General features: G+C 42.4%; 13 protein-coding genes and 1 riboswitch. Of the genes, 10 read left to right on the forward strand and 3 right to left on the reverse strand.

The features are described 5' to 3' along the window. The 3 genes from AC1DPZ_RS00005 to efp form a co-directional block, all read left to right on the forward strand. Window positions 1-625 (forward strand): ABC transporter ATP-binding protein (locus AC1DPZ_RS00005; RefSeq protein WP_477400345.1); only part of this gene is annotated, 625 nt, incomplete at its 5' end. A gap of 780 nt (window positions 626-1,405) precedes the next feature. Further along, the gene (locus tag AC1DPZ_RS00010; protein ID WP_477400346.1) at window positions 1,406-2,449 is read left to right on the forward strand and encodes an NAD(P)-dependent alcohol dehydrogenase; all 1,044 of its coding nucleotides are present in this window, start codon (window positions 1,406-1,408) and stop codon (window positions 2,447-2,449) included. A gap of 398 nt (window positions 2,450-2,847) precedes the next feature. Then, complete coding sequence (efp, locus tag AC1DPZ_RS00015; RefSeq protein ID WP_477400347.1) at window positions 2,848-3,411, forward strand: elongation factor P; 564 nt, start codon at window positions 2,848-2,850, stop codon at window positions 3,409-3,411. 153 nt (window positions 3,412-3,564) lie between these two features. Here the strand turns inward: efp and AC1DPZ_RS00020 are convergent, their stop codons facing one another. The 3 genes from AC1DPZ_RS00020 to AC1DPZ_RS00030 form a co-directional block, all read right to left on the reverse strand. Next, on the reverse strand, window positions 3,565-4,332 hold the full coding sequence (locus AC1DPZ_RS00020) for an exodeoxyribonuclease III (protein ID WP_477400350.1): 768 nt from the start codon (window positions 4,330-4,332) through the stop codon (window positions 3,565-3,567). A 116-nt stretch (window positions 4,333-4,448) separates the two neighbouring features. After that, window positions 4,449-5,165: a peptidylprolyl isomerase gene (locus tag AC1DPZ_RS00025; RefSeq protein ID WP_477400351.1), complete on the reverse strand. Its 717-nt coding sequence runs from the start codon at window positions 5,163-5,165 to the stop codon at window positions 4,449-4,451. 232 nt (window positions 5,166-5,397) lie between these two features. Further along, window positions 5,398-5,745, reverse strand: a complete 348-nt coding sequence (locus AC1DPZ_RS00030; protein ID WP_477400353.1) for a hypothetical protein — start codon at window positions 5,743-5,745, stop codon at window positions 5,398-5,400. Between the two features lie 177 nt (window positions 5,746-5,922). Here AC1DPZ_RS00030 and AC1DPZ_RS00035 point away from each other — a divergent pair, with 177 nt between their 5' ends. From AC1DPZ_RS00035 to AC1DPZ_RS00065, 7 genes are all read left to right on the forward strand, one after another. Continuing rightward, entirely contained in the window at window positions 5,923-6,252 is a 330-nt protein-coding gene (locus AC1DPZ_RS00035) for a hypothetical protein (protein WP_477400354.1), read from the forward strand. 77 nt (window positions 6,253-6,329) lie between these two features. Continuing rightward, complete coding sequence (locus AC1DPZ_RS00040) at window positions 6,330-8,840, forward strand: TonB-dependent receptor (RefSeq protein WP_477400356.1); 2,511 nt, start codon at window positions 6,330-6,332, stop codon at window positions 8,838-8,840. 211 nt (window positions 8,841-9,051) lie between these two features. Beyond that, entirely contained in the window at window positions 9,052-9,468 is a 417-nt protein-coding gene (gene tsaE / locus AC1DPZ_RS00045; protein WP_477400357.1) for a tRNA (adenosine(37)-N6)-threonylcarbamoyltransferase complex ATPase subunit type 1 TsaE, read from the forward strand. Window positions 9,469-9,521: 53 nt separating this feature from the next. Next, the gene (locus AC1DPZ_RS00050) at window positions 9,522-10,748 is read left to right on the forward strand and encodes an alanine dehydrogenase (protein ID WP_477400359.1); all 1,227 of its coding nucleotides are present in this window, start codon (window positions 9,522-9,524) and stop codon (window positions 10,746-10,748) included. A 7-nt stretch (window positions 10,749-10,755) separates the two neighbouring features. Further along, window positions 10,756-11,439, forward strand: coding sequence for a M15 family metallopeptidase (locus AC1DPZ_RS00055; RefSeq protein ID WP_477400360.1), 684 nt, complete (start codon window positions 10,756-10,758; stop codon window positions 11,437-11,439). An 83-nt stretch (window positions 11,440-11,522) separates the two neighbouring features. Beyond that, window positions 11,523-12,515 carry a YihY/virulence factor BrkB family protein gene (locus tag AC1DPZ_RS00060; protein ID WP_477400361.1) on the forward strand — a complete coding sequence of 331 codons (993 nt, stop codon included), beginning with the start codon at window positions 11,523-11,525 and terminating at the stop codon, window positions 12,513-12,515. Between the two features lie 202 nt (window positions 12,516-12,717). Then, window positions 12,718-13,449 (forward strand): Bax inhibitor-1/YccA family protein, encoded by a 732-nt coding sequence (locus AC1DPZ_RS00065; RefSeq protein WP_477400363.1) that lies wholly within the window; start codon window positions 12,718-12,720, stop codon window positions 13,447-13,449. A gap of 135 nt (window positions 13,450-13,584) precedes the next feature. Beyond that, window positions 13,585-13,695, forward strand: a riboswitch (SAM riboswitch). Window positions 13,696-13,739 lie beyond the last annotated feature (44 nt).

Genomic DNA, 13,739 nt, shown 5'->3' on the forward strand with positions numbered 1-13,739 from the left:
ATTAATGACCATCACCCTAAATAACATTGGCCGCCGCTTTAACCGCGACTGGATCTTCAGGGGGATAAGCCATACTTTTACCAGTGGCGAATCATACGCCATACTTGGGCCAAATGGATCGGGGAAATCTACCTTGCTGCAGATTTTAAATGGCAGCCTTTCGCCATCTGCGGGTACTATTGATTTTGTTTTCCAGGAGAAACCGGTCGAGATTGATAAAGTATTCCATCACTTAAGCCTTGCTGCACCATACCTTGAACTGATTGAGGAGTTTACACTGAGTGAAATGGTCGATTTCCATTTTAAGTTTAAAAACTATAAAAATGGTGTTGATAAAAAACAACTCATCGGATTGCTGAACCTGCCCAAAAGCGAAAACAAGCTTATTAAATACTTTTCATCGGGCATGAAACAGCGTCTTAAACTGATCCTGGCTTTTTGTGCCGATACCCCCATGCTGATGCTTGATGAGCCAACCTCAAACCTGGATAGCCAGGGTGTGGATTGGTATTTAAGCCTTGTTGAGCAATTTGCTACAGGCCGGCTTACCATCATATGCTCAAACCAGGAACACGAATATGGCTTTTGTAAGCATAGGTTGAGTATATCGGATTACAAAAGTTAAATGTGAGAGGCTGTTTAAAAATAAAAAAACAGACCGTCATTGCGAGGTACGAAGCAATCCCCGACTATGCAGGTCGGATTTGCAAAGCGACTCTGTAAGGCGGGGATTGCTTCGTACCTCGCAATGACGCATGGAGATGTGCTTCATTAGAAGTATAAAAACATTAATAAATCAAATTTAGAAAGCCTCTTAAATTGAGGCTAAAATTAGCCGGATTTGTTAGATAGGCGGATGATAAGTTTCCAATTAATCCGGCTCTATATATCCCGATATAAATTGATTTTTCTTCAAAAAAGTGTATTTATAGTGAAKACAGGAACACTATATAGAAATTAACYAACAAAGAAAAAAGAAGTAAATCACTTTGCGTYTTAGCGTCTTTGCGCGAGATAAATTCAGATATYGAAYTACAGTCCGTCAGCTTGATTTTAATCACAAGTTAATATTTGGGTTTATAATGTTGATTATCAGCYGCATAAGYGTTCCGSTTTTTGTTGATTTTTAAAAAGCTTAAGTTRTTGATAATCAGCCATAATGTGTTCCAAAGCGTTCGGGGTGTTCCACTGCACTCAAATGGAACACTTAATAAATCAAATTTAAACAGCTTCTGAGATATTAGATGTGAGACAGAAGTTTAAATAGTTCCTGTCGAAAAATTTGATCTTATTCCCCGCATACTATTGTCATAATTCAGCAACTTCCGGGCAAAATCTCAAATCTCATACCTCGCATCTCAAATCTATTCACGTACCTTTAGGTAATCAAAAATTAAAACTACTTATGATACCAGTTAAAGGATACGCGGCACAGTCGCCTACCACTAACCTTGCGCCATGGGACTTCGAGCGTCGCGACGTGGGGCCGCATGATGTGCAATTTGATATTTTATTTTGTGGTGTTTGCCACAGCGATCTGCACCAGATTAAAAACGATTGGTTCCCTGGGATTTTCCCAATGGTACCTGGCCATGAAATTGTTGGCCGGGTGGTTAAAGTTGGCGACCATGTGAAAAAATTTAAGGTTGGCGACCTGGCCGGTACTGGCTGCCTGGTTGACTCGTGCAGGGTATGTGAAAACTGCAAGCAGGACCTGGAGCAATACTGCTTAAACGGCAACTCGCAAACCTACAACGGTTTAGAGCAGGACCATAAAACACCAACCTATGGTGGTTACTCAAACAGTATTGTTGTTCATGAGGATTTTGTGCTTCATATTTCAGATAAGCTTGATCTTGCCGCTACCGCGCCATTGTTATGTGCCGGCATTACCACCTATTCCCCGCTTAGACACTGGAAAGTTGGCAAAGGCCATAAGCTGGCAGTTTTAGGATTAGGCGGATTGGGCCACATGGGTGTTAAATTTGGCGTAGCCTTTGGTGCCGAAGTTACTGTGTTGAGTACTTCGCCAGGCAAAGAAGCCGATGCCAAAGCATTAGGCGCGCATCATTTTGTAGTTACCAGCGATCCGCAACAGATAGAAGCAGCCAAAAACTCTTTCGATTTTATACTGGATACGGTATCTGCGCCGCATGATTTTAACATGTACCTGTCGCTGTTAAGAACCAATGGTGTACAGATTTGTGTGGGTGTGCCGCCAGAGCCAGCCAGCATTCAGGCTTTTAGCTTATTAGGCGGCCGTAAAAGCCTTGCCGGATCGGGCATTGGCGGTTTGGCCGAAACCCAGGAAATGCTTGATTTTTGTGCCGAACATAACATAGTGTCAGACATTGAAATGATTGATATAAAAGATATCGATACCGCCTATGCCCGCATGGTAAAAGGTGATGTACGGTACCGTTTTGTAATCGATATAGCTACTTTGTAGATTTGAGATGTGAGATTTGAGATAGCTGCGGTTTGGCGGCTGCTTAAATCTCATTTTTTGCATAGAGCATGATTCTCCATGCATTAATTCTTGCCTCTTGACACCTGGCTCCTTTCCCACTGCTGTTGCGGTTTTGTTGCGGTTTTCATTTTATGACAATTCATAATTTGGTCATTATTAAACCCATAGAATTTTTTACTGTTTCACCTGTTGCGAACGCAACAGTTTGGGATAAAATTAAAAGCTCAAATTCCTGACGCTGCACTTCTGACTACTTTTCTTTGATCTTTATTCGGGAAACCCGGTGTAATGTATTGATTGTCTTCCCGGTAAAAATCTCAAATCCCATATCTTACATTTCAATTCTAATCCCTAATTTTGCGCCTCAATATTATTTTATGGCCAAAGCATCAGATGTTAAAAATGGAAATGTGCTTCGCTTTAACGGCGAGTTAGTACAGGTAGAAGAATTTTTACACCGCACGCCAGGTAACTTGCGTGCATTTTACCAGGCGCGTATGCGTAACGTAAAATCGGGAAAGCTGGTTGAGTACCGTTTCCGTACCGACGAAGAGGTTGATATAGCCCGTGTTGAAACCAACGATTATCAATATTTATATGAAGATGGCGATGCGCTTGTAGTGATGGATAACACCACTTATGATCAGCATAACATACCCAAAACCCTTTTTGGTCCAGCTGTTAAATTCCTGAAAGAGGGGATGAACGTAATAGTAGCTTTTGAAAGCGACGAACCTATTATGGGTTCTATCCCAGGCTCTGCCGAGCTTGAAATTACGTATACCGAGCCGGCTGTTAAAGGTGATACCTCAAGCGGAGCCCTAAAAAATGCAACCGTTGAAACCGGCGCCGAAATCCGCGTACCGCTATTCATTAACATTGGTGATAAGGTAAAGGTTGATACCACTACCGGATCATATGTTGAAAGAGTAAAAGGGTAGCCCCCCGGCCCCCTGAAGGGGGAGTTTATAGGCAGATATTATAAAAAAAGGAGGTTTCGTTAAAAACGAAACCTCCTTTTTTTGTCTCTCTAGTCATGTTAAACTTGAACTAAGCCTCCTGCTCATAAACTCCCCCTTCAGGGGGCCGGGGGGCTAAAACTCCAGCTCCAGCAGCACCGGGCAATGATCGGAATGCCTTGCTTCCGGTAATATCGACGCTCTTTTGATGTTGTTTTCCAGTTCGGTACTAACCATGGTATAATCAATACGCCAGCCTAAGTTTTTGGCCCTTGAATTGGCTCTGAAACTCCACCAGGTATAATTATGCGGCTCTTTATTCAGGTGGCGGAAGGTATCAATAAACCCTCCTTCAATGAATTTCTCCATCCACTCGCGCTCTTCGGGTAAAAACCCGGATGAATTGGCATTTGATTTTGGATTATGGATATCAATAGGGCGATGGCAAATGTTATAATCGCCGCATACTACCAATTTAGGGTGTTCTGTTTTTAGCAGGGTGAGGTATTTGCCAAACTCATCTAAAAAACGATATTTAAATATCTGCCGCTCATCGCCGCTTGAGCCGGATGGAAAGTATACGCTCATAACAGATACCTCCTCAAAATCAACCCGGATGCAACGGCCCTCGCGGTCAAAATCGGGAATACCACAACCGTATTCAATATGTTTTGGTGCTTGTTTACAGAAGATAGCAGTGCCGCTATATCCCTTCTTTTCAGCCGGGAACCAATAGTGTTTGTACCCCAGCTGATCTACCAATCCCAGGTCGGTAAGTACATCAGGAGTAGCTTTAATTTCCTGCAGGCAAACTACATCTGCATCGGTAGCCTGCAGCCAGGCCAGCCAGTTTTTGTTGATTGCCGACCGGATACCATTAACGTTATAAGTGATTATTTTCATGCTCCCTAACCCCCTAAAGAGGGAATTTTTGATTTAAATTATTAAAATATTTTATGCGTAATATTAATTATATCTGTAATAATTGAAGAGTTATATCTCAAACATGTCGCTTCCCCTTAGCGGGCCGGGGGGCTTAGCTTTAAAAGCTTATCCAGCTGCTTGCATTCCCTTTTACTCAGTACATCAACGGTCATTGGTACATCCTGCAACGGGCGATCATTTTTATCTGTTTTAACAGCTGCAATATGATCAACCATGTCTATGCCTGATACTACTTCGCCGAACACGGTGTAGCCATGATCTAATTGAGCCGTGCCGCCAACAGTTTTATAATATTCGCGCTGCCAGGCAGGTATTTTAAATCCTTTTAAACGGCCCTTTTCCAACGAATCCATTTTAGCATCGGTAAGGCGTTTGCCTTCCACAATATAAAACTGGCATCCGCTTGATGCTTTTTTAGGATTATCATCACGGGCTGCAGCAAGCACGCCGCGTTTATGGAATAAACTATCCTTGAACTCGGCAGGTATGGTATAGCCAACATCTCCGTTGCCCAGTTCGACACCAGGTTTGGCTTTAACAGGATCTTTAGAATCCGGATCGCCGCCCTGGATCATAAAGTTTTGGATCACCCGGTGAAACAGCACACCATTATAAAATCCTTTTTTGGCCAGCTTAATAAAATTATCGCGGTGCAAAGGAGTTTCATTGTACAGGCGTATGATGACACTGCCGTAACTGGTACTAACGCGTACGTACTGGTTTTTAGGTGGTTTGGCAAAGGCCGTTGCAAAGGTTAATACCAGTAAACTCAGCGTAAAGATTTTTTTCATATGTAGTCAGAATCAGAATAGACCGAATTATAAAATTAGCAGAATTATTTAAAAAATAGTTACACCCTGTTTCTCCATTTTCCCCTGACTGGCTGACGAATTTTAATAGATATTTTTTACATTTTTTCCCAATGAGTTAATCTAAAATCAACGGATACACAAAGGCATCCAAAGGAGTACGGCTGGTGCATGTTAAACAACCCAAAGGTGCATGAACGGTGTGTTGCAGGCACTATATCACATCCATCTCCTCAAAGTAACTGATGATCAATGATTTCATGAGCATTTCCTGCTCAAGCAAGGTATAGTTGGGTATAACTTTTATGCGTTTCCAGTGTGGCCAGCCGTCCTGGTCAAGCCCTTCCAATTCATAAAACCCCATCATGCTCATCAGCTTGCAATTGGCTATGTGCATCAGCTCCTCCTTTTGGCGTTTACTGAACTTACGCGGCCCCTGGCCAAGTTCCTGCACGCCAATTAAAAACAGCATTACTTTTATATCGGGTTTCTCGTTATCAAAATCCTTGGCAATGCGGTCCTGCAATGCACTCCACTTTAAATTAATTTCAGCAGGTTTCATATTGGCAAATATAAGGTTAGTTCACGGTTGATGGTTCACTGATCAAGTCAAAATGTTCCTGGTATGACCTGATTGCATGAAGCTACTATGAAGCCTTACCGATATTGTTACAATGTTGCATTAATTATCCCGTTTTATTGCTTATTTTTGCGGCGCCCCTTATAAGAGGCTGTAGGCGTGAAGAAAAATAAATTAAATATTATTTATTCGTGGCTGTTGCTCATCTGCTTTATTGCAGGTCAGTATATGGTTTATACGCACCAGCACCAGCTTATAAAAGGCATCTCAAAAACAGCATCGGTAACAAACAATCATCCACCACAGCAAACTGTGAAGGAAAAATGCGATATGTGCGATGCCATGCACCACAATTTCGCGGTAATTGACAACCCTATATATGCAATTCCGCAACAGGCAGTAATGCGTGTTTTTAAACCCTGTGATTATAATTTTGTAAGCATATCGCTTGTGCTTGCCTCCGGTAGGGCCCCTCCTGTAATTTCGTAACAAACTTATTCTGTTATCATTTTTTACAAACAAAGCCGTTTTATAAGCGGTATTTATTGATCTACAATTTATTCGTTATGAAATTAAAGCTGATTAGCTTCTTAATATTGCTGTTTATAGGTTTTACTCATTTGGCAGATGCTGCCACCACAATTCCTGAAAATAGGCCCGAGGATGCTGTAGGAACCCTTTCGGGTACAGTTACCGACAAAGCCGATGGCAAGCCAATTATTGGTGCAACTGTTGCAATTCCCGATTTAAGAAAAGGCGCTATTACCGATGCAAATGGCAAGTATGCATTTACTAATATACCTAAAGGCATTTACCTTGTACAGGTAAGCTACCTTGGTTATTCAACATTAAACCAAAGGGTTGATTTTTCGAAAACCACTGTATTTGATGTAAAACTGCAAACCTCCTCGGTTGAAGCGGGCGAGGTTATTATCACCGGTGTAAGCAAAGCCACCGAAATAAAACGCAGTCCTGTACCTATGGTAGCTGTGGGGAAAACTTATTTGGATCAGCGCGCTGCTTCGGGTAACATCATCGACCAGATAGCTACCCTGCCGGGCGTAAGCGCAGTTACTACCGGGCCAAACGTATCAAAGCCCTTTATACATGGCCTGGGCTATAACCGGGTAATCACCCTGATGGATGGTATCCGCCAGGAGGGGCAGCAATGGGGGGATGAACACGGCATCGAAGTAGATCAAAACTCTATCGACCGTGTGGAAGTAATTAAAGGCCCGGCCAGCTTAACTTATGGTTCTGATGCTATTGGCGGTGTTGTGAACCTAATATCGCCATCGCCTGTTCCCGAGGGTACAATAGCGGGCTCTGCACAAGGAATTTATGGCACCAACCAGGGTTTGCTGAATGGATCATTCCGGTTACAGGGCAATCAAAATGGTTTTGTATGGGGAACAGTTGTTTCTGCCAAAGAAGCCAAAAATTACCAGAATCAGCATGATGGTCGCGTTTATGGTACCAACTATAAAGAAAAGGATGCCCGCATTATGGTGGGTTTAAATAAATCATGGGGAACATCATATCTGCATGCATCTGTATTTGACGATGAACAGTCGATCCCCGATGGCAGCCGGGATTCAATTACCCGCCAGTTTACCCGCCAGATTACCGAGGATGATGCCTACAGGCCAATTGTTCCCGAATCTATGCTGAACACCTATAAGATCCCAACACTGCATCAGCATGTACAGCTTTACCGCATTTATAACAACAGTAACTTCAGGCTGGGCGATGGTAACCTCATCGTGAACCTGGGTTATCAATACAGCCACAGGCGCGAATACACACATCCCGAAGCCGGGGATATTGCCGGGTTGAACCTGCATTTAACTACCTATACCTATGATGTTAAATACAACTTTAACATCGGTAATGATTATGAAACCAGCATCGGCATTAATGGGCAGTACCAAAATAATACTATTGGCGATGCTACCGATTTTCCGATACCGGCTTATCATCAGTTTGATATAGGTCCGTTCTTCGTAGTGAAGAAAAGCTATGGCAAGCTTGATCTGTCGCTGGGAGCAAGGTATGATAACCGGTCGTTCAATAGCAGTGCTGCTTATGTTGATACCCTGGGCGCAAACGGCTTTCCGCAATTGTATACCGGCCCTAATCCAACTACAACATCAAATGTTACCTCGCAATTTGATGCTTTCAGTAAAACCTTCAGGGGCGCTTCGGGAAGCTTTGGGGCAACTTACAATATCTCCGATGCATTCCTGGTAAAGGGTAATATTTCACGTGGTTTCAGGGCGCCAAGTATTGCCGAGATCTCGGCCAACGGGCCAGACCCAGGCTCGCAGATCTACCACATCGGCGATAAAAACTTCAAACCAGAATTTAGCTTACAGGAAGACCTTGGCACTTTTTTAACACTGCCAAATATATCGGCCAGTGTGGAGGTGTTTAATAATGATATCTCCAACTACATATACCAGCAGCAGGTTTTAAATCCTGATGGCAGCCCGGTTTATACCCAGGGTTATACTACATTTACTTATGTACAAAGCAAAGCGCGCATTTATGGTGGCGAGGTTAATGTCGATTTGCACCCAATACCGTGGTTACACTTTGAAAACGCCCTTAGCTTAACCTACGGCGAAAACAAAGGCAACGGCGGCCCCGTTGCAGATAGCCTGAAATACCTGCCATTCATCCCGCCGCTACATACCCACTCAGAACTGCGCGGAACATTTAACGGCGGCTTTGGCAACTTTAAAAACCTGTACGTTTTTGCTGGCTTTGACCACTACAGCGCTCAAAATCGTTATTTTGCAGCTTATGGTACCGAAACTGCAACCCCTGGTTATAACCTGTTAAGCGCCGGTTTTGGTGGCAACATTGTAAACAAAGCAGGCCAGCCGGTTATTAAATTGTTTATTGAGGGTACCAATCTTGCCAATGTTAATTATCAATCAAACATGAGCAGGTTAAAGTATTTTGATAACCCAACAGTACCTGCCGGCGTGCGTCCGGGTATATTCAATATGGGGCGCAATGTCAGCTTTAAAGTAGTTGTTCCTTTTGGATTTAATACCGGGAAGAAATCATAAGATAATTCCTTTGGTTTAGAAAGTCCTGCCGGTAATAACTGGCAGGACTTTCTTATTGGCTTAAGTATTTTGAGTATTTTTGGATAATCTTCTACTATGTCATTGCGAGGAGGAACGACGAAGCAATCGCGAACTGTGCAGGTTCGCTATGAAAAGCTTCGATTGCCACACTGCGTTCGCAAAGACTGGTAGTTTAAATAAAAATTTCATAGTGCAACTAATCATTCAATCTATATCAAACTTACCCGGCGCAGCCGAAGCTATTCTTGAGCATACAGGCAACAACAAAATATTCCTTTTTTATGGGGATATGGGTGCCGGTAAAACTACACTTATTAAGCAGTTATGCGCAACTTTAGGCACAACAGATACCGTTACCAGCCCCACGTTTTCTATTGTTAACGAGTATCATACGGCAACGGGGAAAATATATCATTTTGATTTCTATCGCCTTAAAGATCAAACCGAAGCATTGGATATGGGTTACGAAGAATACTTTTACGATGGCGCCTACTGTTTTATTGAGTGGCCGGAGAAAATACCAGATCTGCTGCCGCCGCATTATGCCAATATTAGTCTAAAGGTTTTGGATGATGGGGCAAGGCAGATAAACATAGAAAATATTTAGTTTTAGGATAGGTCCTTTTTTCTTATCTTCATCTGCCAGAAAATAACACATACATGAGTTCAGGGATATACAGCGGGTTTTCGGATGTCGCCAAGCAGGCAATGATGCAACCTCAGGAGTCGATGCTGGAGGTAAAAAGCAAAAAAAACAAGCTCTATATCGGCATTCCAAAGGAAATCTCCTTTCAGGAAAACAGAGTTCCTTTAACACCGCTTTCGGTAGCGCTGCTTGTAAATAATGGCCACCACGTAATACTGGAAAGTAATGCCGGGCAGGCAGCCAATTTTAGCGACAAGGATTACAGCGAACAGGGCGCCCAAATTGTTTATGATACCAAAGCGGTTTACGAGGCGGATATCATCATCAAAATTGCCCCTCCTATGCTGAAGGAGATAGAGCTCATGAAGCCCGGACAGATCCTGCTCTCGGCTCTGCAAATGGCTACGCTTAAGGCCGAGTGTCTGCATGCCCTTATGAATAAAAAAATAACCGCGCTATGCTTTGAGCATTTGCGTGATGAGGGCGGATCCCTGAGCGTTGTGAGGGCCATGAGTGAAATTGTAGGAGCGACATCCATATTGATAGCGGCCGAATATTTAAGTAACGTTTTTGAAGGCAAAGGCCTGATGCTGGGCGGTATTACTGGTGTTCCGCCTACAGAGATTGTGATATTAGGTGCCGGTACAGTAGGCGAATACGCCGCGCGTACCGCCATATCATTAGGTGCCGAAGTAAAGGTTTTTGACCCATCGATATATAAGCTACGCAGGTTGCAAAACAATATTGGCAGCCGGGTTTTTACATCTGTAGTGCAACCCATTGTATTGGAAAAAGCAATTACTACCTGCGATGTTGCTATCGGTGCCATGCGCGCAGAGGATGGCCGCAGCCCCTGCATTATATCAGAAACAACCGTTAGCCGTATGAAGCGCGATTCGGTAATTATAGATGTAAGTATTGATCAGGGAGGCTGCTTTGAAACATCTGAGGTTACCAACCATACTCACCCTGTGTTTCGCAAGCATGATGTAATCCACTATTGTGTGCCTAATATAGCTTCAAGGGTTGCTCGTACGGCTACCTATGCGCTTACCAATATTTTTGCACCTATCCTGCTGGATATTGGCGAACACGGAGGCATCAAAAATGTGATATGGCAAAAATCGGGCGTGCGTAATTCGGTTTATATTTACCAGGGGCACCTCACCAATAAGCATATCGGCGATCGTTTTTCTATCCCGTGTAAAGATCTTGATCTGCTTATTGTATCAAACCGCTAAGCTTTTTATGAAGCGTTGCCTTATCATTGTGTTATTACTGTATATAACAGGTGGCACCGCTAAAGCACAGCATTACAAGTATATTGACAGTACCCGGATATGCGGCATAGCAAATTATAAAAGGCAGGTAAAAACCAATCCGGATAAGCAGCTTGTAGAAATCGTTAAATATATTCCGGCTATAAAATTGGATCTCCGTTATGCTACCACCCATAACTTTGTGCACAGGCGTATATATAGGCAAGCTAAAGCATATGCACGCCTGCCGGTAGTTAAAGCCCTGCAAAAAGTAGCGCAAGAACTGCAAACACATGGATTAGGGTTAAAGGTTTTTGATGCCTATCGACCTTACCCGGTCACCGTACAATTTTACGAACTGACTCCTGATACTAATTTTGTGGCCAATCCCAGGCTTGGCTCCAGGCATAACCGAGGCTGCGCTATCGACCTTACACTGATTGACCTGAAAACAGGGAAAGACCTGGATATGCCAACCGGCTTTGATAGTTTTAGCGATAAGGCTGCGGCAAATTATACCGGGGCTACTCCGTTACAAACGGCTAACCGGGAGTTACTTAAAACAATGATGCAGGCACATGGGTTTACTGTACTAAAAAGTGAATGGTGGCATTATGATTTTAACGAATGGCCTAATTACCAATTGCTTGATATCCCCTTTACAGCCTTATAGCAGGCAGGTTTTAACTATAATTGATTAAAGGCATTAAAATTGCATAGCAAAAGGGGGTTAAGGAGTACAATAAAAAAATGAGGATGAAATTTTTAAGCACCGAATATTTAAAACAACTTTGGAAGGTATTAGTTGCAACATTTAAAGGATTTGGCAGCGATAATGGTTTAAAACTAAGCGCCTCTTTAGCCTACTATACCGTATTTTCTATAGCGCCTTTGCTAATTATAATAATATCGGTAGCCAGCCTGGTTTTTGGGCGGGATGCAGCTACAGACAAATTGTACCCACAGATAGCTCACTATGTCGGTACCGGGCCGGCCTTACAAATTCAGGATATATTAAAACACCTGGCGCTTTCGGGCAAAACGGGGATAGCTGTGATAATTGGTGTAGTTACCTTGCTGCTGGGCGCCAGTAGTATTTTTATTGAGATACAGGACTCACTAAATACCATATGGCGGGTGAAAGCCAAACCTAAACGCGACTGGGTCCACTTATTAAAAAACCGTTTTGTATCCTTTTCACTAATTATAAGCCTTGGTTTTTTGCTATTAGCAACACTCACAATAAACCTTATACTTGATGCCTTAAAGGGTAAGATTGAACGTTTTATACCAATTGTAACGGGGTTCCTGTTAAAAGCGGTTAACCTGGCGCTCACTCTTATAGTGATAACAACTTTGTTTGGTATCATTTTTAAGTTTTTACCCGATGTGAAGATCAAATGGAAAGATGTGCGATCCGGTGCATTTTTCACGGCCTTACTTTTTATGCTTGGTCAGTACATCATCAGCCTTTATATTCAGTATACAGCCCAGGGTTCCGCTTACGGGGCGGCGGGTTCCATTATTGTTATTTTGGTTTGGATCTACTATACATCGGCCATATTATACATCGGCGCCGAATTTACCCAGGTATACGCCGAAGCTATTGGCAGCAGCATTGAGCCGGCAGACTACGCGGTTTCTATTCAACAAACCGAGGTTGAAAGAGAAGTTAAAAATCTTCCCCCTCAAAATCCGCAATTGCAGGGACATCTGAAGAAGGAAACGAAGAAAGAAATTAGCAAGTAGTTGGTAGTATCAAGTAATTAGTATCAAGTATCAAGACAAAAAAAGGTTTGATAGCCGAGGTTTTTATGCGTCGCTTTCAGCTTAATGTAGTAAGCAGCCCACAAACTAAAAAAATAGCCACCTGCTGCAAACCACTTGCATCCTTCCTTCACAATATATTCACTTATTATTCCTAAATTCGTATAAGATTTATTTAAAAAAAATGGAAACTAAAGATCCTGAATACGTTTACAAAAACGTAATACAATTAACAGAAGACGACGCATCCCGTAAATATTTGGGTAAAGTATTTGCATGGATGTTTATAGCATTAGGCATTTCTGCTTTTTTCGCTTTCGAATTCTTCATTAACCCCAGCCTGATGAACCTGATCGTTGACCAGGAAAGAGGTGGATTTTCAACTTTAGGTTATGTTTCCATATTTGCACCGGTTGCTTTTTCATTTATTATAAGCTTCGGTCTTAATAGGTTATCATATCCGGTTGTTTTATTCCTGTTTATTGCCTATGCTGCTTCGGTGGGCATAAGCCTCAGCATTTTTGGCCTTATTTATACGGCAACATCAATATTTACCATATTTATTTGTGCCGCAGTAGTTTTTTGTATAATGGCTGTTGCCGGATATTTTACAACTATGGATTTAACTAAATTTGGCTCGATTTTAACCATCATATTTTTCGSTGCGTTTGCAGTAGGTATGGTTAATTTCCTTTTACATAGCCCACAAATTAGCTATGTACTTAGCTTTGTATTTGTTGTATTGATGGTTGGTTTAACCGCTTACTACATGCAAATGCTGAAAAGAATTGGTGCCGGACTTGAGTACGGAAGCGCCGAGTCAAAAAAACTGGTAATTATGGGGGCATTTGTGCTTTACACTACGTTTATAAACTTGTTTACATCGATGATGCGTTTATTCGGCAGCAGAAGATAATAACCCCGCAAAACATCTGTTATTAAAAGCTGCCTGCAAAAGGCGGCTTTTTTTGTACACATAAATTTACGCAGCATACAGATTGAAGGGTTAAACAACTATTGCATTTTACCGCTTTATTATGCACCTTTGCATTGCTTATGGAGAAAGACGGAGGGATTAGACCCTGCGATGTCTTAGCAACCTGTGCTTCACAAGGTGCTACATTCTACTCAGCCAGCCATACGGCCCTGGGAAAGATAAGCGAAAGTCAATATAACACCCGACTTTTCGATGTAAGCTTTAGTTTT

Source organism: Mucilaginibacter sp. P4_G9 (assembly GCF_056400985.1).

Excerpts from the sequence above, each read along its gene's own strand:
- AC1DPZ_RS00010 (WP_477400346.1), top strand. The coding sequence starts at position 1,406 with ATGATACCAGTTAAAGGATACGCGGCACAGTCGCCTACCACTAACCTT.
- efp (WP_477400347.1), top strand. The coding sequence starts at position 2,848 with ATGGCCAAAGCATCAGATGTTAAAAATGGAAATGTGCTTCGCTTTAAC.
- AC1DPZ_RS00020 (WP_477400350.1), bottom strand. The coding sequence starts at position 4,332 with ATGAAAATAATCACTTATAACGTTAATGGTATCCGGTCGGCAATCAAC.
- AC1DPZ_RS00025 (WP_477400351.1), bottom strand. The coding sequence starts at position 5,165 with ATGAAAAAAATCTTTACGCTGAGTTTACTGGTATTAACCTTTGCAACG.
- AC1DPZ_RS00030 (WP_477400353.1), bottom strand. The coding sequence starts at position 5,745 with ATGAAACCTGCTGAAATTAATTTAAAGTGGAGTGCATTGCAGGACCGC.
- AC1DPZ_RS00040 (WP_477400356.1), top strand. The coding sequence starts at position 6,330 with ATGAAATTAAAGCTGATTAGCTTCTTAATATTGCTGTTTATAGGTTTT.
- AC1DPZ_RS00050 (WP_477400359.1), top strand. The coding sequence starts at position 9,522 with ATGAGTTCAGGGATATACAGCGGGTTTTCGGATGTCGCCAAGCAGGCA.
- AC1DPZ_RS00055 (WP_477400360.1), top strand. The coding sequence starts at position 10,756 with ATGAAGCGTTGCCTTATCATTGTGTTATTACTGTATATAACAGGTGGC.
- AC1DPZ_RS00060 (WP_477400361.1), top strand. The coding sequence starts at position 11,523 with ATGAAATTTTTAAGCACCGAATATTTAAAACAACTTTGGAAGGTATTA.